This window comes from Liquorilactobacillus sp. (assembly GCF_047719775.1).
Classification (GTDB): domain Bacteria; phylum Bacillota; class Bacilli; order Lactobacillales; family Lactobacillaceae; genus Liquorilactobacillus.
Genome location: NZ_JBDNTS010000007.1, coordinates 17,454 through 35,613 on the forward strand (window position 1 = coordinate 17,454; position 18,160 = coordinate 35,613).

17 protein-coding genes and 1 other annotated feature are annotated in these 18,160 nt (G+C 37.4%); all 17 genes read left to right on the forward strand.

All coding sequences use genetic code 11. The features are described from left to right. The first annotated feature begins 35 nt into the window (after window positions 1-35). The 17 genes from trmB (at window position 36) to rplT (ending at window position 18,136) form a co-directional block, all read left to right on the forward strand. Entirely contained in the window at window positions 36-683 is a 648-nt protein-coding gene (gene trmB / locus ABF682_RS05165) for a tRNA (guanosine(46)-N7)-methyltransferase TrmB (RefSeq protein WP_289977658.1), read from the forward strand. Between the two features lie 524 nt (window positions 684-1,207). Next, window positions 1,208-1,528 carry a thioredoxin family protein gene (locus ABF682_RS05170; RefSeq protein ID WP_415619186.1) on the forward strand — a complete coding sequence of 107 codons (321 nt, stop codon included), beginning with the start codon at window positions 1,208-1,210 and terminating at the stop codon, window positions 1,526-1,528. A gap of 62 nt (window positions 1,529-1,590) precedes the next feature. Beyond that, a complete protein-coding gene (gene ytpR / locus ABF682_RS05175; protein ID WP_415619187.1) occupies window positions 1,591-2,202 on the forward strand; it encodes a YtpR family tRNA-binding protein in 612 nt (203 codons plus the stop codon). Window positions 2,203-2,359: 157 nt separating this feature from the next. After that, window positions 2,360-4,555 carry a DNA translocase FtsK gene (locus ABF682_RS05180; protein ID WP_415619188.1) on the forward strand — a complete coding sequence of 732 codons (2,196 nt, stop codon included), beginning with the start codon at window positions 2,360-2,362 and terminating at the stop codon, window positions 4,553-4,555. A gap of 75 nt (window positions 4,556-4,630) precedes the next feature. Continuing rightward, complete coding sequence (gene murC / locus ABF682_RS05185) at window positions 4,631-5,962, forward strand: UDP-N-acetylmuramate--L-alanine ligase (protein ID WP_289977646.1); 1,332 nt, start codon at window positions 4,631-4,633, stop codon at window positions 5,960-5,962. A gap of 211 nt (window positions 5,963-6,173) precedes the next feature. Continuing rightward, window positions 6,174-6,659, forward strand: a complete 486-nt coding sequence (locus ABF682_RS05190) for a MaoC/PaaZ C-terminal domain-containing protein (protein ID WP_289977644.1) — start codon at window positions 6,174-6,176, stop codon at window positions 6,657-6,659. Then, window positions 6,659-7,354, forward strand: coding sequence for a Bax inhibitor-1/YccA family protein (locus ABF682_RS05195; protein ID WP_289977642.1), 696 nt, complete (start codon window positions 6,659-6,661; stop codon window positions 7,352-7,354). Before ABF682_RS05190 ends, ABF682_RS05195 begins: the two co-directional genes overlap by 1 nt. Before the next feature lie 138 nt (window positions 7,355-7,492). After that, entirely contained in the window at window positions 7,493-10,174 is a 2,682-nt protein-coding gene (gene polA, locus ABF682_RS05200; protein ID WP_415619189.1) for a DNA polymerase I, read from the forward strand. A 22-nt stretch (window positions 10,175-10,196) separates the two neighbouring features. Continuing rightward, window positions 10,197-11,024 (forward strand): DNA-formamidopyrimidine glycosylase, encoded by an 828-nt coding sequence (gene mutM, locus ABF682_RS05205; RefSeq protein WP_289977640.1) that lies wholly within the window; start codon window positions 10,197-10,199, stop codon window positions 11,022-11,024. Continuing rightward, window positions 11,025-11,624 carry a dephospho-CoA kinase gene (gene coaE / locus ABF682_RS05210; RefSeq protein ID WP_415619190.1) on the forward strand — a complete coding sequence of 200 codons (600 nt, stop codon included), beginning with the start codon at window positions 11,025-11,027 and terminating at the stop codon, window positions 11,622-11,624. Between the two features lie 43 nt (window positions 11,625-11,667). Further along, window positions 11,668-12,162, forward strand: a complete 495-nt coding sequence (gene nrdR / locus ABF682_RS05215; protein ID WP_289977637.1) for a transcriptional regulator NrdR — start codon at window positions 11,668-11,670, stop codon at window positions 12,160-12,162. A gap of 14 nt (window positions 12,163-12,176) precedes the next feature. Next, entirely contained in the window at window positions 12,177-13,547 is a 1,371-nt protein-coding gene (locus ABF682_RS05220; protein WP_415619191.1) for a DnaD domain protein, read from the forward strand. 17 nt (window positions 13,548-13,564) lie between these two features. Further along, entirely contained in the window at window positions 13,565-14,482 is a 918-nt protein-coding gene (gene dnaI, locus ABF682_RS05225) for a primosomal protein DnaI (RefSeq protein WP_289977634.1), read from the forward strand. Window positions 14,483-14,796: 314 nt separating this feature from the next. Further along, window positions 14,797-16,734 (forward strand): threonine--tRNA ligase, encoded by a 1,938-nt coding sequence (thrS, locus tag ABF682_RS05230; RefSeq protein WP_415619192.1) that lies wholly within the window; start codon window positions 14,797-14,799, stop codon window positions 16,732-16,734. Between the two features lie 41 nt (window positions 16,735-16,775). Further along, window positions 16,776-16,909: a sequence feature (ribosomal protein L20 leader region), on the forward strand. Window positions 16,910-16,954: 45 nt separating this feature from the next. Continuing rightward, window positions 16,955-17,455, forward strand: a complete 501-nt coding sequence (gene infC / locus ABF682_RS05235) for a translation initiation factor IF-3 (RefSeq protein ID WP_289977632.1) — start codon at window positions 16,955-16,957, stop codon at window positions 17,453-17,455. Between the two features lie 27 nt (window positions 17,456-17,482). Next, complete coding sequence (gene rpmI, locus ABF682_RS05240) at window positions 17,483-17,683, forward strand: 50S ribosomal protein L35 (RefSeq protein ID WP_003690491.1); 201 nt, start codon at window positions 17,483-17,485, stop codon at window positions 17,681-17,683. Window positions 17,684-17,776: 93 nt separating this feature from the next. Next, window positions 17,777-18,136, forward strand: a complete 360-nt coding sequence (gene rplT / locus ABF682_RS05245; RefSeq protein ID WP_289977628.1) for a 50S ribosomal protein L20 — start codon at window positions 17,777-17,779, stop codon at window positions 18,134-18,136. Window positions 18,137-18,160: the final 24 nt, after the last annotated feature.

The window sequence follows — 18,160 nt, forward strand, 5'->3', positions numbered from 1 at the left end:
CGGATGATTCTGGCCAAGTTGAAAGGAATGAAAAAATGCGTTTAAGAAACAAGCCATGGGCAAAGCCGCTGATTGATAGCAACCTTGAGTTGATTGTAACTAAACCAGCTGAATATCGCGGTAAGTGGGAAACAAGATTTGAAAAAAAAGCACCATTATTCGTTGAGATAGGGATGGGTAAGGGTGGCTTCATAATGGAGTTGGCAAGCAGACATCCTGAAAATAATTATATTGGAATTGAGATTCAGACGACGATTGCTGCGATTGTTCTGCGTAAACAAATAGAAGCAAAGTTACAAAATCTGCAATTGATTTGTGCTAATGGCAGTGGTTTAAGTGAATATTTTGAGGAAAATGAAGTAGATGGAATCTACTTGAATTTTTCTGATCCGTGGCCTAAAACCAGACAAGAGAAAAGAAGATTGACTTACAAATTGTTCTTAAAGCAGTATCAGTATGTGTTGAATGGCAAAGGCAGTTTGGAGTTTAAGACTGATAACCGCGGATTGTTTGAATATTCATTAACCAGTCTGAATAATTATGGAATGAGATTTAATCAAGTCTTTTTAGACTTGCACAAAGACGATGAAGCAATGATTGAGAATGTAATGACTGAATATGAAGACAAATTCAGTAAAAAAGGACAACCAATTTACAAGATTTCCGCAAGCTTTAAAAGTTAACAAAAATCCTCTGGCTGTCCTGAGTTGCAAAAGACACAGTTTACAAATCAATTCTATTCAGGTTAAGCACACTTCCAGTTTTAGCATCAGCTTGGAATTCATAACGAACGATTTGATTATCTTCGAGTCGTGAAATTCCTCCTTGATAGATATCTGTAGTTAAGGCAAATTTCCGAATTCTTTCAGGTCTAACAGATATCCAAGAATCTTGAACAGGAGTTTCGTTTTGAAACGAGTTTTTGATGTTGTTTAAAATCTGTTGGGGAGTGAGTCGTTCCTGCTTCTTAAGAACGTTGCTAGCCTGGATGCAGCACACCAAGCGTCAGTGGGAGAAACTTATTAAAAGTATTTGTCATAGCTAGACTCCTTACCAAATTTCTTATGATATGTAATTATAGCACCAATTTAGAATGTTTAAACTTAATTGCTTAATAAAATTAAAACAAATCACTTTTTTTTGCGAATAAATAGTCTATAATGATGTTATCTAAAGAATATTAAGATAAGTTGAGGAGGAATGGAAAATGGAACAATTTGGAAAAATGAATTTGGAAACATTAAAGAAAAAACTCGAAAAGGGTTCATATGTCCTATTTTTTTCTGCCGACTGGTGTTCAGACTGTAATTTTATCAAGCCGGCTCTTCCCGCAATCGAAGCAGAATATCCAGATTATAAATTTATTCATATTGATCGCGATGAAAATATTGACCTTTGCCAAGAATTGATGATCATGGGGATTCCAAGCTTTGTCGTTTACAAGAATGGTGAAGAAAGCGCACGATTTGTTAATAAGGATCGTAAAACAAAAGAAGAAATTGAAACATTTTTAAATGAGGTCGCATAATTTTAAATGATAATGGGACTGCGAACTTATGCAGTTCTTTTTTTGTGTAAAGGAGAAAAGGGATGCTAATCGCTAGTTATAACAAGGCACAGCTAGGGGATATTCTTGTAGTAATGCTGCACGAGGATGGACCAAGTCAGGTAACAAAGAAAAAAGATACAATTGTAGAAATAAGTGATTCAAGTGATGGAACTGTATTAGGTTATAATTTTTTTGGAGTAGGGGAGGAACTTGGACTAACTGCGACTGGTCAAATCAAGCTTGATGACGAACAAGTCAAAATATTGAATGCTAAACTCCATGAGGCTGGATTTGAAACTATTCTTGAAATTGATGAAATGCCAAAATTCGTAGTTGGATTGGTTGAAGAAATGATCGAACACCCAGATTCAGATCACTTGCATATTACAAAAATCAATCTTGGCAATGAAATATTGCAAATTGTTTGCGGGGCACCAAATATTATGCAAGGACAGTTAGTGGTTGTTGCTAAGGTTGGTGCAATGATGCCAAATGGTGAAATCATTTGGCCCGGAAAACTTCGCGGGATTGAGAGTAACGGAATGGTTTGTTCAGCTCGTGAATTGCATTTGCCGAATGCACCGCAAAAACGCGGAATTTTAGTCCTTTCACTAGACAACTTCCATCAAGGCCAACCATTCTTGATTAGTTAATTTTTTGCTGATTGAAATAAATGTATGGTAATATGCTCTCATGGGCAGATTGGCACTTTGAAGAATTAATATAGTGATAGCTGTCCTTTAGCTCGTGTGAACTGAAGACAGCTATTTTTTTAGAATAAAGTATTGTAAAAAGTAAGGAAGAATACTAATGCAACATTATGATGGACCAGCCTTTTATAGAAAACAAAATAAAAAAATCAAGCAAAATATGAATGATAAGCTGCCGAAACCTGCAGATAAACCAAATATAAAAAAGGGCCAGACGTTTCATCCCTCATATGTTCCACCTTCTTTTGCTGGTTGGGAATATTCTGCCCAAAAAAGAAAACAAAAATATCAAAAATTATTTGAATGCTTGCAAAAACAAGCAAATGATTATTTGCTGTTTGCCGAAATTACAGATATTGAGAAGAGTAAAATAAAAATAGTAACAGAAAATGTCTCTAATGTATCGAGACAAAAAAGTGAAACAAGCAAAACTACTGCATTTAGCGAACAGGTTGCAGATGATGGTAGGCAAACAGTTGTTGTCGAGACAAACGATGACATTAAGAATGGTATAGGTAATAGACAGCAGGTAGATAAGTCAGTTCACGTAAAAGGCGAGGAGATTCCTGAGAATAATGCTCAACCTAATTTAGATGGAACTATTTCAGTCCATGAAGAAAATGAGTTGAAAAAAACTGTAGCTGCTGAAATAAAATTAAAACAAGATAGTCAAAGCGATGTAAATGATAAGCAAAAATTGCAAAGCTACAATGATAAACCTGATATCAATAAGATGGCAGAAAAACTTGAACCAAGTGATGAATCGGGTACAGATGCAAAAAAAGATATTTTGGGAGATTCTGTGGTAAATACTTTGAAAGATCCGGTAGTAAATCTCAAAAAAGAGCCACAAAGTATAGTGGCTGTTAATGGATATAAACTTCCAGACATTAATTTACTTCCAAAACCGGTTCAAGTAAACGAGGATGTTCAAGATGAATGGGTATTGGAACGAATTGATACTCTCAATGAAACCTTGGAGGCTTTTCATGTCGCTGCAACAGTTAGCGATTGGACGATTGGACCTGCAGTGACACAATTTGAGCTAACACTTGGAAGAGGTGTTAAGGTCAATAAAATCACTAATCTAATTGATGACTTGAAGTTAGCATTGGCAGCTAAAGATATCCGGATTGAGGCACCTATTCCTGGGCGAAGCAGTGTGGGAATTGAAATTCCGAATCTAAAGGCAAGACCAGTGATGTTATCAGAAGTTTTAAATTCAACTGTCTTTGCAAGCAAGGCCTCACCGTTGACTGTAGCATTGGGAGTTAACCTTTTTGGAGAACCAATTGTGACTGATTTAAGGAAAATGCCTCACGGACTAGTGGCTGGGGCAACTGGTTCTGGAAAATCTGTTTTTATAAACAGTATATTGATTTCTTTGTTGTATAAGGCTACACCTCAACAAGTAAAGCTATTGTTAATTGATCCTAAAGCTGTTGAAATGGCACCTTACCATGATATTCCACACCTTTTAGCGCCAGTTGTTTCTGATCCAGCTGCTGCATCAGCGACATTAAAATGGGTCGTTAAAGAGATGGAGGAAAGATATCAGAAACTAGCTGCTGCAGGTGTTAAAAATATTGAAGGATTCAATGAGAAAGTAATGGAGCATAAGGACTACGGGCTGCAGATGGCTTACATTGTGATCATTATCGATGAATTGGCCGATTTAATGATGGTTGCCTCATCAGAGGTGCAAGACTGTATTGCTAGAATCACACAAAAGGCTCGAGCAGCGGGAATTCATCTGTTGATCGCAACGCAACGACCAAGTGTTGATGTGATAACAGGAACAATTAAGAATAATATTCCTACAAGGGTTGCCTTCATGGTTTCTAGTCAAATTGATTCAAGGACGATCATTGATACAGCTGGTGCAGAGCGTCTTCTTGGAAGAGGTGATATGTTATACCTTGGCAATGGAGCAAGCCAGCCGATGAGATTACAGGGAACATTTGTACAAAATGAAGTGGAACAAATTACGGATTTTGTACGTACTCAGGGGCATCCACAATATGCTTTTGATCCAGATGGATTAAAAAAACAAATTATTCAAAATAAACAAGAAGATGAGCTTTTGCCTGAGGTTCTAGATTGTCTTGTGAACGAGGACAGTATTTCGACATCAAAGTTGCAGCGAATATTTGCAATTGGTTATAATAGGGCTGCTAATATTATTGATACATTGGAAGAACGCAGATACATCTCTCCGGCGAAAGGATCCAAGCCAAGGGAAGTCTACCTAACCCAAGCGAGATTAGATAAGGTTAGAGAAAATGTTGATTATTGAAAAGAAATCCCATCAATTTTGTGGTAAACTAAGACGGTAATTTTATTTAATTAAAGAAAAGAGAGGACAATAATTATGGATACAAAAACCACCTATTATTTTGTAGGGATCAAGGGAACTGGAATGAGTTCATTGGCCTTGCTTTTACATGATAAAGGATTAAAAGTTATTGGTTCTGATATTGAGAAATATACTTTTACACAACGAGGATTAGAGTTAGCGGGAATAAAAATATTACCCTTTGATGAAAAGAATATTCAAGCAGGTTTGACGATTATTCAAGGCAATGCATTTGGTGATGATCATCCTGAAATAAAAAAAGCTAAAGAAATTGGTCTTGAAATTATTACATATCCCGATTTTCTAGAGAAAATCGTAGAAAATACGACAAGTATTGGAATTGCAGGGGCACATGGAAAGACGAGTACTACAGGATTATTGGCTCATGTTTTGGGCGGAGTTTCACCGACAAGTTATTTGATAGGAGACGGTTCTGGTAAAGGTGTACCTGACGCACGTTTCTTTGTTTTTGAAGCTGATGAATATCGCCGTCATTTTGTTGCATACCATCCAGATTATGTGGTTATGACCAATGTGGATTTTGATCATCCTGATTATTTCACAGGAATTGAGGATGTCTTTGATGCTTTTGAAACTTTAGCGAAGCAGACGAAAAAGGGAATTTTTGCTTGGGGAGAAGATAAATACTTAAGAAATTTAGATGCAGATGTTCCAGTTCATTATTATGGAACTTCTACAGACAATGAGTTCAGGGCAACCAATATTAAGCGAGCAACAACTGGTTCAACTTTTGATGTATATCATTACGATGAGTACCTGGGAACTTATGAGATTCCAATTTTCGGTGAGCATAATGTACTAAACAGTTTAGCTGTGATTGCAGTCTCATATTTTGAAAAAGTTTCTCAAGCTGAAGTCAAGCGTGAATTATTGACTTATCAAGGTGTCAAGAGACGCTTTACTGAGAAATATGTTGCAGATATGACGATTATTGATGATTATGCACATCATCCTTCTGAGATTAAAGCAACAATTGATGCTGCACGTCAGAAATATCCAAGTAAGAAAATTATTGCAGTTTTCCAGCCGCACACATTTAGTCGAACGATTGCTTTGATGGATGATTTTGCAACCAGCTTGAATCTTGCAGATAAAGTATACTTAACAGATATCTTCAGTTCCATTCGCGAACACGGAGGAAATGTTTCAAGTAACGATTTAGGTGATAGAATTACAAAAGGTGGAGAAGTATTGAAAGTTGATAATATGTCTCCGTTGCTTGATTTTCATGATGCCGTTGTAGTATTTATGGGTGCTGGCGATATTCAAAAGTATGAGTACGCTTACGAAAAACTATTGAGTAGCTTAAGTCTTAAGAATAATTAAAGACTTGAGCAATTGTAGAAAGTAGCTGAAGCAATAATTAAATTTTGTTTTAGCTCTGTTCAGTGAACTCAGATAAGTGGTTCCATAAACTAAAACTTGAATACGAACTTATGTCATACTTTCTATTTTTTTATTTTCATGTCAGATGGATTGAGGCAAATCAAAGTATATGCTAGAATACATTTAAGACTACATGGAGGTGTCGATATTAATGTCAGAAGATACTCATAGGCAAGGGAAAACGATTGATGATTTAAACGAAGGAGATTCGTTGACAGTTAATGAAAGTGTTGCGGATCGCGATATTTTGTTGTATTTAGGGATGACTAATGACAATAATCCGCTGTATATTCAAGATGAGTATGCGAAAAATATGGGATATAAAGCAGCAATAGTTCCCCCCGTTTTGTTGACGGGAATTATTACGAGGTCAGTATCAAAGCTGCTTCCGGGTCCTGGGAGTCAGGTAGTCAATTTGTCAGTCAATTTTATTTTGCCGGTGTATCATGAAGAAGATGTGACCTTTACTTTTGAGGTCATAAAGGTAGATGACATGAAGGAAGTAGTCACATTATCCGTAACAGGCGTTAATGATGAAAATTGTCGGATTGTCGATGCAGTCGTGATGGTTAGACCGCCAATTAAGGCAGCATTAATGAGTAACGATGAGAATGAAAGTGCAGAGGTGAGTGTTTAATGGAGAATGAAAGAAAATTAGTAAGTAATACTGGGGTTAATGGGTTTCTAACAAAAATGTATGGTTTTATGGCAGGTGCCGTTGCAATTTCTGCAGTGGTAGCATATCTAGTTTCAAACGTTTTTTACAATGAAGTTGCTACTTATATGTCTGGTCATCCCTTCATGATGTTTATCTTGTTTGGATTACAATTGCTAATCGCCGTGGGAATGTCTTTTAAAGCTGATAGATCACCCGTTGTTTCTGGCTTAGGACTTGTTGCCTTTGCGACAATCCAGGGAGTATTTTTTGGCATAATAGTTTCACTGTATGCGGCAAGCGATGTTACAATGGCTTTCGTGGGAGCCGCAGCGGTATTTGTTTCAATGGCTGTGATGGGAACAACTACCAAGAAAGATTTGTCGAGAATTGGGACGCATGCTTTGGCGGCTTTAATTGCCTTAGTTATTGTTTCGGTTGTTAATATGTTTTTACAAAGTACAATGATTACATTTGTCTTTTCATTTGCTGGTGTAATTATCTTTACAGCCTTAACAGCGTGGGATGCTCAGAAATTCAGAACATTATATCTGCAGACAAGGGGTCAAGTTTCTGGAACTGGTTTGGCATTAATGGGTGCATTACAGCTCTACCTAGATTTTGTTAACCTCTTTATCAGCCTTTTGAATATTTTCACAGGATTTAATAATAAATAAGTTAATAGTTTTTTAAGAACTTCGTTAGGAGAAGAATCCTAGCGAGGTTTTTTTGTAGAATGCAGTCGTTGATTTCTATTAATGGTCACGATAGTTTGTTAAAATAAGAGAGGATAATATCTCAAAGGAGCTAATTGAATGAATAAACAAAAGAAATTATTGCTCATCGATGGTAATAGTGTGGCATTTCGTGCTTTTTTTGCACTCCATCAATCGCTTGAAAGATTTGTGAATCATAACGGGCTACATACTACTGCTATTTATGGCTTCAAGACAATGTTGGACAAGATTATTGAAAAGGTTCAACCGAGTCATGTTTTAGTTGCTTTTGATGCGGGGAAAAAAACATTCAGGACTGAAAAATTTACTGAATACAAGGGAGGACGTTCTAAAACACCAAGTGAACTTTCTGAACAGTTTCCGTATATTAAAAAATTATTGACTGCTTATGGTATTAAAAGTTATGAGTTGGCAAATTTTGAAGCAGATGATATTATTGGAACTTTGGCGAATGAGGCCGAGGCACAAGACTTTATGGTCACAATTGTAACTGGGGATCGAGATTTGACTCAGCTTACAACTGACAAGACAACGGTAGCAGTTACACAAAAAGGTGTTAGTGAAGTTGAAGAATATACTCCAGCACATGTATTTGAAAAGTATGGAATTAAGTCCGCACAAATTATTGATATGAAGGGATTAGTTGGTGATAACTCGGATAACTATCCCGGAGTAACAAAAGTTGGTGAGAAAACGGCGGTTAAATTGTTGCAGCAATTTGAAACAATTGAAGGAATCTATGAGAATCTAGATAATATCAAGGCCTCTAAAATGAAAGAACACTTGGTTGAGGATCGTGAACTGGCTTTTTTGTGCAAAGATTTAGCAAAAATCTTAAGAAATGCACCCATTGAAGTTACGGTTGATGAAGCGAAGTGGTCAGGGCCGATAGAAGATGAGTTAAGATTATTTTATGAAGAAATGGATTTCAAGAGTTTCCTTGCAAAAATGAGTTTACCTGGTAACACTAGTAATTCGCAAACAAAACAGAATAAGATTCCAGAATTAGAGTATCAGGAATTGAGCACACAAAATATCAAGCAGTTAGTATTTGAAAAAAAAGCTGCTGTGTCGTTTTATTTAGAGATGAGTGGTGAGAATTATCATCAGGCACCATTTGCTGGTTTTGCTCTTAAAAATGGAGCAAAGATATATGTTAGCCGTGATGTGGAACTTTTGAAGAAAAGAGAGCTCAAAGAATTACTTGAAAAAGAAGCTGTTAAAATTGATTTATTTGATGGTAAGCGGACTTTTGTTGGACTTAAAAGATTAGGCATCACTCTTGCCACTGTTGACTTTGATATGCTGCTTGTATCATATTTATTGGACTCAAGCGATAATAATAATGATTTTGGTAAATTGGCACAGCAGCACGATTATTTCGCTGTTGCAAGCGATGAGGAAGTATACGGCAAAGGTGCAAAGTATCAAATTCCAAAAGAAGATACTGTATTTTTTGAACATTTGGCAGGTAAAGTTCAAGCAATTGAGCAGCTAAAAGAGAATCTAATGGAGAAGTTGTATAAAAATAAGCAAGAAAAACTTTATTTTGAAATTGAGCGCCCACTTTCTTTAGTTTTGGGAGAAATGGAAGTTGCTGGAATCAGATTAGATAAAGATAAGCTTGAAGAGATGAGCAGTAAACTAAAGGAAAGATTGGCAGAATTGGAGCAGTCAATCCACACGGAAGCTGGCGAAGATTTTAACATTAATTCTCCTAAACAATTAGGTGTTATCTTATTTGAGAAACTGAAGCTGCCTGTGATTAAGAAAACTAAAACTGGATATTCAACTGCAGTCGGAGTGCTGGAAGAACTAAGAGGAATGGCACCAATTATTGATAATATTTTGAAGTATCGTCAAGTTGCAAAAATCCAGTCAACTTATGTTGAAGGCCTGTTAAAAGTTGTATCAGAAACTGATGGTAAAGTCCATACGAGATATACCCAGACACTTACAGCAACCGGAAGATTATCATCTGTTGATCCTAATCTACAAAATATCCCTGTGAGATTAGAAGAAGGGCGCCAAATCAGAAAGGCGTTTGTCCCTGAAAAGACTGAATGGGAAATCTTTTCATCAGATTATTCGCAAATTGAATTGCGTGTGCTAGCACATATTTCTCATGATAAAAACATGCAGGCCGCTTTTAATAAAGGCGCAGATATTCATGCAAATACTGCAATGCAGATATTCGGATTAGATTCAGCTTCTGAAGTTACAAGTAACATGCGCAGACAAGCGAAAGCAGTTAACTTTGGAATTGTATACGGGATAAGTGATTATGGATTGGCACAAAATATTGGAATTACACGTAAACAAGCAAAGGATTTTATAGCACGCTATTTTGAGATATTCCCCGGAGTAAAACAATACATGAACGAGATTGTGGCAAAAGCTCATGAACAAGGGTATGTTGAGACGTTATTCAAGCGCCGTAGATACTTACCAGAGATTAAGAGCAAAAACTTTAATTTACGTTCATTTGCGGAAAGAACGGCTATGAATACGCCAATTCAGGGGAGTGCGGCAGATATCATCAAAGTCGCTATGATAAATATGCAAAAAATGCTTAGCAGAGAACAACTTGAGGCAAAGATGCTTTTACAAGTGCATGACGAATTAATTTTTGAAGTACCGAGTAAAGAAATTACAAGACTGGAAAAATTGGTACCAAAAGTAATGGATCAGGCGGTTTCCTTGGAAGTACCACTAAAAGTTGAAAGTGCACATGGAAAAACATGGTTCGATGCAAAATAAAGTTTTGAGAAGGAGATAAAAAATGCCTGAATTGCCTGAAGTGGAAACTGTACGTCAAGGGCTACGCCAATTAGTATTGAACAAAAAGATTCGCAAAGTGACAGTCCTTTACCCCAAGATTATAAATGGAGATACCAATATTTTTATTGAAACACTTGAGGGATTGACGATTAAAGAGATTGGACGCCGGGGAAAGTATTTGATTTTTAACTTTGATGATGGGATTTCGCTGGTCTCTCACTTACGGATGGAAGGAAAGTATTTTGTTCGTCAAACTGGTGATGAAATTGAGAAACACACGCATATTATTTTTGAATTTACGGATGGGAAACAGCTTAGATATAATGATGTGCGTAAATTTGGCAGAATGGAATTAGTCAAGACAGATAATATCAATGACTTAAAAAGTCTAAAGAAATTAGGCCCAGAACCGACAAAAACTGATTTTAGCATAGAAGATTTTACAAACAAATTGAAAAAGAAAAATAAGATGATCAAGCCTGCATTACTTGATCAGAGTTTGGTTGTAGGTTTAGGAAATATTTATGTCGATGAAGTTCTGTGGATGAGTAAAATAAACCCACAGACAATTGCTAAGCACCTGGAGAAAAATGAAATTATTATTTTGCATGATGCAATTATTGCTGAGTTAGCAAAGGCTGTGAAAGCTGGCGGGACAACAATTAGGAGTTATACAAATGCGTTTGAAAATTCAGGGACATTTCAATTTGACCTGAATGCATATGGCAGGACGGGTGAACCTTGTCGCAGGTGTGGAAACTCAATTGAAAAAATAGTTGTTGCTCAAAGAGGAACCCATTATTGTCCAAATTGTCAGAAGGTGAAATGAGTGACATATATTCTTGGGCTTACTGGAGGAATTGCAGCCGGTAAATCAACAGTCAGTCTCTTTTTAAGAAAAAAAGGTGCAAAGATTATCGATGGTGACCGGGTTGCACGCGAAGTTGTTCAAAAAGAGAGCGTTGGATTAAGCCAAATTGTGAATATTTTCGGTGAAGATTACTTAACGAGTACGGGTGAGTTGAATCGTAAGAAGTTGGGCTCACTTGTATTCAATGACAAAAATAAGTTAAAACAATTGACCGATATAACAGGTCCATTAATTCATAAGCGAATTGAAGATTTGATTGTTGCAGCAAGAGTAGCGGATTGTAGGTTACTGGTATTAGATATTCCATTACTTTTTGAAGGCAATTATCAAAAATATTGTGATAGTGTCATGTGTGTTTGGGTTCCAGAAAAACTACAAGTAGAGCGCTTGGTGGCAAGAGACGGTTATACCGAGCAACAAGCACAGCAACGGATTTTGAGTCAAATGTCAAATGAAGAACGCTGCATACTAGCTGATGTTTTAATTGATAACTCTAAACAAGTTGAAGAAACACTTAAGCAAGTGCTAAAATGGCTAGAGACAATGGAATTAGTGTAATTAACACTGTATATTAAAGGTATAAAATAATGAGGTGAAAGATATGAGATGTCCCAAGTGCCATCATAATGGTTCACGAGTGGTTGATAGTCGTCCTGCAGATGATGGTCATGTAATTAGAAGACGCCGTGAGTGTGAGGCTTGTGGCTTTAGATTCACAACGTTTGAAAGAATTGAAGTTACTCCGCTGTTAGTAATCAAAAAGGATGGGACACGCGATGAATTTAATCGCGAGAAGATTTTGCGCGGAATTATTAGAGCTGCTGAAAAAAGACCAGTTGGAATGGATCAGATTACGAAAATTGTTGATGAAGTTGAAAATAAGGTGCGTTCGCTTGGTGAAAGTGAAGTTTCTAGTCAGTTGATTGGAGAATATGTGATGGGAATGTTGGCAGATGTCGATGAAATATCTTACATTCGTTTTGCAAGTGTCTATAGGCAATTTAAGGATATGCGTGTATTCTTAAAGGAACTACAAGAAATGATGGCACGGGATAAGAAAAATCTTTCAAGTAATGACGATGAAAAGAGTGAGTAAGAAGGTGAGTGCAGATGGTTGCTGAGGAGAGAAACTTCACACCTAAAGATGGATTCGTAGTATGTACAGGGCATAAGCTGTATGAAAGTCAACTGGAAGTAGTTTTAAAACTTTATCAACCATTGGTTGGAACAGCGAGCTTCAGCCTGTATGCCCTTTTGCGAACAATGGTGCAGTCTGATTTACAACTCTCAAATCGAAAAATGCACAGTGAATTATTTGATTTACTTGATATTGGTTTGCAGACTTTCTATGAAGCCAGATGTAAGCTGGAAGCAATCGGATTACTTAGAACATTTGAGCAAAATGATGAACTTGGTAGATTGGTGATTTATGAGCTTCAGGAACCGCAAGAGCCTGCAAATTTTTTTGCGGATGATTTACTGCGGAGTTTGTTGCTGGAAACGGTCGGAGAAAGAATTTTTAAGGAGCTTCGAGCTTACTTTTTCTTCGCACCAATTGAAACGAAAGAGGCAGTTGAAACTACTAAACACTTTCTAGAAGTCTATACAGTACAGCCAGAGACCTTGAGTGAAGGCAAGAACTTGGTGGCGACTGAGCACCCATTGCTGTCCAAGGTTAATGCAATACAAAATTCTAACTTAGACGAAGAATTCCTAAAACAGCTTATTGGGCATTCATTCATTGACAGCAGACAAGTTTTTGATAATTATCAGCGCCTAACCGCTGCAAATGCGGTGTATGGGTTTGATGAGTTAGCGTTGTTGAGTTTACTTGAGGAAGCTGCAAATGTTGCAACAAGTCAAGTGGACTTTACTCTATTTTGGAAGTTGGTCCATGAGAAATTTGCAAAGCAAGACTCAAAGGCTATGTTAGATATTAATCCGGATATTACAGCTAAGAAAGCAGTAAATAAAAAGCAGAAGATACTGAAAAGTGAAGATCAAGAGCTTTTGGCTGCAAGTAGGGCGTACGCTCCTGCAGAGTTCTTGCAAGAATTGAAGCGTGAGAAGGGCTCGTTTGTAACCGGTTCGGAGAGAAACATTATCGAATGGGTTGTCCAAAAAAACTTTTTTCAAGCTGAAATAATAAATATTTTAATTCATTACATGATAGTTGATCGGGGGATGGCTACCCTAAATCGGGCCTTTTTTGAGGCGGTTATTGCTGATTGGAGTCAAAAAAAGATCAGTACACCAGAAGAGGCGATGCTTCAGGTGCGAACTTTCAATGCACCTAAAAAAGAAAGTTCCAAGTATGCACAAACGCAAAGATATTCAGGAAACAAAAGAGTTGTACAAAAAGAAAAGCTGCCAGACTGGGCGAAAAATGAACTTGTTTCAGAAGGTAAGTCAACCTTGAGTCAAGAAGAGCAGGCGCAATTGAAAAAAAGGCTGAGTAGGTTTAAGAAGAAAATCGACTAGCAAAAGGTGGTGGTAAGATGAAGGACATTGGCGAGGAAATGGCACAGCAACTTCGCAATAGAAACTGGGTGAAAAACTACAAAGAGTTAATTGATGATGCCTTTGCCGACGACGAGGTTAAAGCTTTTGTGACTGAAAATCAATTGTCTCAGGCCGAATTAGCGCGCAGTGCCAGTAAAGTCTATGAGTTTGTAAGTATAAAAAGACAGATTGAAAATGGAGAAGTCACGCCCGCACCTGGATATCAACCAGAATTGGTTTTGAGTAATCATCTGATAGATGTTGCATATGTTCCAAGTGCTGAATTAATAAAAAGTCAAAAGCAGGCCGAAATCAGAGCGCGAGTCAGGGCATTAAACATGCCTAAAGCAATCAAAAATGCTCAGCTGGCAGATTTTGACATAACTGGACGCGAAGAAATTGCACAAGCGGCGGCGGATTTTATTGATGCGTATACCGCTAATCCACAAAAGTTTATTCAAGGAATGTATCTGCAAGGAAGCTTTGGGGTTGGGAAAACTTATCTTTTGGGGGCGATTGCCAATGGGCTTGCAGAAGAGGGGTTTCGTTCAACAATGCTTCATTTTCCATCTTTTGCAGTTGAGATTAAAGGCGCAATTGGTTCAAATAATGTTATTGAAAAAATCGATAGTATAAAGAAGGCTCCTCTCTTAATGTTAGACGATATTGGAGCTGATCAATTATCAAGCTGGTTAAGAGATGATGTTCTAGGGATTATTTTGCAATATCGTATGCAAGAGGAACTCCCAACTTTCTTTAGCTCCAATCTTTCGCTGCAAGATTTATTGGAACAATATTTAACAGTCAATAATCGTGGAGAGGCCGAACCGTTAAAAGCACGCAGAATAATGGAACGAATTATTTTTTTGAGTAAAGAGTATACAATGATTGGCAGAAATAGACGCCATTCATAAATTATAATTTAATGCTTGAATGATTTCTGTAATAGTGGTTTAATAATTGTTAAGTAATATCTCAGAGGACAAAAGGTTATCTAGATCAGGGATAAGTGGCATTAACTGCAAGCTGCCTAGTGTGATGACTTACCACCTCCATGATGAATTTATTCCAATATTGGTTGGAACGGGTCGAACCTGTTAAAAACGATGTGAGAGATTTTTAATATCTAAATTTGGGTGGAACCACGCTAATTGCGTCCCTGGTGTACTTTTTTTAAGTATACCAGGGATTTTTATTTTGTTTATTATTTTAAAGGAGAGATGGAATTATGGTTAAAGTTAAGTTTCCTGATGGAGCTGTTAAAGAATTTGAAGATGGAGCAACGGTTGCAACGGTTGCTCAATCAATTAGTACGAGTCTTGCAAAAAAAGCAGTTGCTGGACGTTATAATGGCAATTTGATTGACTACAATGCGCCATTAGATACTGATGGAGAAATTGAAATTGTCACAAAAGACTCTGAAGATGGATTGAAGGTCTTATGGCAGACTGTTTCATTGTTATTGGGTGCCTCAATGGTAGATTTATATCCAGAGATGAAGTTTGGAGAATGTAGCATCAGCGAGCATGGTTTCTTCCTTGACACGGATAATGCAGCTGGTCAAATTGCTGAGACTGAGTTTGATAAAATTACACAGAAAATGCAAGAAATTGTGAAATCAGGTGCAAAGGTTGAACGCTTGGCAGTTACTGAAAAAGAAGCATTAGCTTTAGTGGACGGTGACGCCTATCGAATGGAGCTTGTCAAAGAAGCTGTTGTTTCTGGCAAAGTTATTTTACACAAATTAGGTAGCTTTGTAGATGTTTCTGCAGGTGCATATTTGGAAAAAGTTAGTTCAATTAAAATTTTTAAATTGCTTTCGGTTGCTGGTGCGTACTGGAAGGGTGCCTCAAGCAATCCAATGCTTCAACGCATTTATGGAACGGCTTTTTATAAACAAAAAGAATTGGATGAAGAACTGCAGAGAAGACAAGAAGCACGTGAACGCGATCATCGCGTGATTGGAAATGATTTGGATTTGTTCTTTGTTGATCCTAAGGCTGGAGCGGGATTGCCATACTGGATGCCTAATGGTGCCACAATTCGTCGAACAATTGAACGCTACATTATTGATAAAGAAGTATCTCGTGGCTATGAACATGTATACACTCCGATTCTTGCTAACTTAGACTTGTATAAACAGTCAGGACATTGGGACCATTATCGTGAAGATATGTTTCCCCCAATGGATATGGGGGATGGTGAATTATTGGAATTACGACCAATGAACTGTCCATCGCATATCCAAATCTATAATCATCATATTCGTTCATATCGAGATCTTCCACTCAGAATTGCTGAGTTAGGGATGATGCATCGTTATGAGAAGTCTGGTGCACTTACAGGATTATCACGTGTTCGTGAAATGACATTGAATGATGGGCACACATTTGTTACGCCTGACCAGATTGAGGCCGAATTTAAAAATACTTTACAGTTAATGGTTTCCGTTTATGCAGATTTTGATATTAGCGACTATCGTTTCCGCTTAAGTTATCGCGATCCTAAAAACACACATAAGTACTTTGATGATGATGAAATGTGGGAAAAATCACAAAAAATGCTTAAGTCTGCTATGGATGATTTGGGATTGGAATACTTTGAAGCAGAAGGTGAAGCTGCCTTTTATGGTCCTAAGCTTGATGTTCAAACGAAGACTGCTTTAGGCGGCGAAGAGACTTTGTCTACCATTCAATTAGATTTCTTATTACCTGAGAAGTTTGATTTGCATTATATTGGCGCAGATGGCGAAGAACATCGCCCAGTTATGATTCATCGTGGAATTGTTTCGACAATGGAACGCTTTACAGCTTACTTGACAGAAATGTATAAAGGGGCATTCCCAACATGGTTGTCTCCAAAACAAGTTACAATTATTCCTGTTAAGAATGATTTACATTTGTCATACTGTGAGGAATTGCGTGCGCGTTTGACGGCTGCCAATGTGCGTGTCTCGATTGACGATCGAAATGAAAAAATGGGTTATAAGGTTCGTCAAGCTCAAGTGACAAAGATTCCTTATATCCTGGTTGTTGGTGACCAAGAAGTTGCAGCCAAACAAGTTGCAGTCCGTCGCTATGGTGAAAAAAAGACGGTTAATGTAACAAAGGATGAATTTGTTAATGAAATTCTAGCAGATATTGCGAGCTATAGTCGTACAAAATAATTCTTGACTTTGATTTGCTAGTAATGTATAGTAAGAGAGTTGAGAAAAAGCAGAAGCAACCCGCTTCTCGCCTAGCGAACTGATTGTTCACGGGCAGATGATATTTATTTCGAATTGATGAAGTGAAGATTAGTCCGGGTAGCTTTGTATAAGCTATCCGGTTTTTTCTGCGTTTTTCTCTGATATTAAACGGAGGTGAAGCATCATAGCAGTAGATAAGATGGTAAATGAAGGCATACGTGCAAGTGAATTGCGCTTAATTGCCAGTGATGGTTCCCAACTTGGGGTTAAAACCAAACAAGAGGCACTAACGCTAGCTGAACAATCTAGTCTCGATCTCGTTTTAGTTGCTCCAAAGGCGAAACCACCTGTTGCCAGAATCATGGATTATGGTAAATATCGGTTTGAGCTGCAAAAGAAACAACGTGAGGCAAGGAAGAATCAGAAAATTATCAATGTTAAAGAAGTTCGTTTGAGTCCAACGATTGATACTAATGACTTTAATACAAAATTGAATAATGCGCTTAAATTCCTTGGTAAAGGAGATAAGGTAAAAGTATCAATCCGTTTCAAGGGACGCGCAATTACTCATAAAGAAATCGGTTATGATGTTTTGAATCGATTTGCAAAAGCGGTTGAAGAAGTTGCAACTGTTGAATCGAGAGCAAAAATGGACGGACGCAGCATGTTTATGATGCTGGCACCTAAAGCCGAAAAATAGGTTTTAATATAGGAGGAAGAAAGTATTATGCCAAAACAAAAAACACATCGTGCATCAGCAAAACGTTTTAAGCGTACAGGAGATGGCGGATTGAAGCGCTCAAACGCTTTTACAAGTCACCGTTTCCATGGAAAGACAAAGAAACAACGTCGTCAATTACGCAAAGCCTCAATGGTATCTAGCTCAGATATGAAACGTATCAAGCAGATGCTTTCACAAATGAATTAATTAAAATAAAATTGATGATGAGGTCTTGAAGAAAAGACCGTTTCGAAGGTGTGCTAAAGATAAGCACCTCGAATATATAAGGGAGGAATTATCATGCCACGTGTTAAAGGTGGAACAGTTACGCGTCAACGTCGTAAAAGAATGATTAAATTAGCAAAAGGGTACCGCGGTTCAAAGCATATCCAGTTTAAGGTAGCTAAGCAACAGGTTATGAAGTCATATATATATGCCTTCCGTGATCGTCGTAAGACGAAGACTAATTTCCGTAAATTATGGATTGCTCGTATCAATGCAGCAGCTCGTATGAATGGGATTAGCTATAGCAAATTAATGCATGGGTTGAAACTTGCTGAAATTGAAGTTAACCGTAAAATGTTAGCTGACCTTGCAATTACTGATAATACAGCATTTACAGCACTTGTTGAAGAAGCAAAACAAGCATTAGCAAAATAAGCATTAGTAAAATATGTTTGCAGA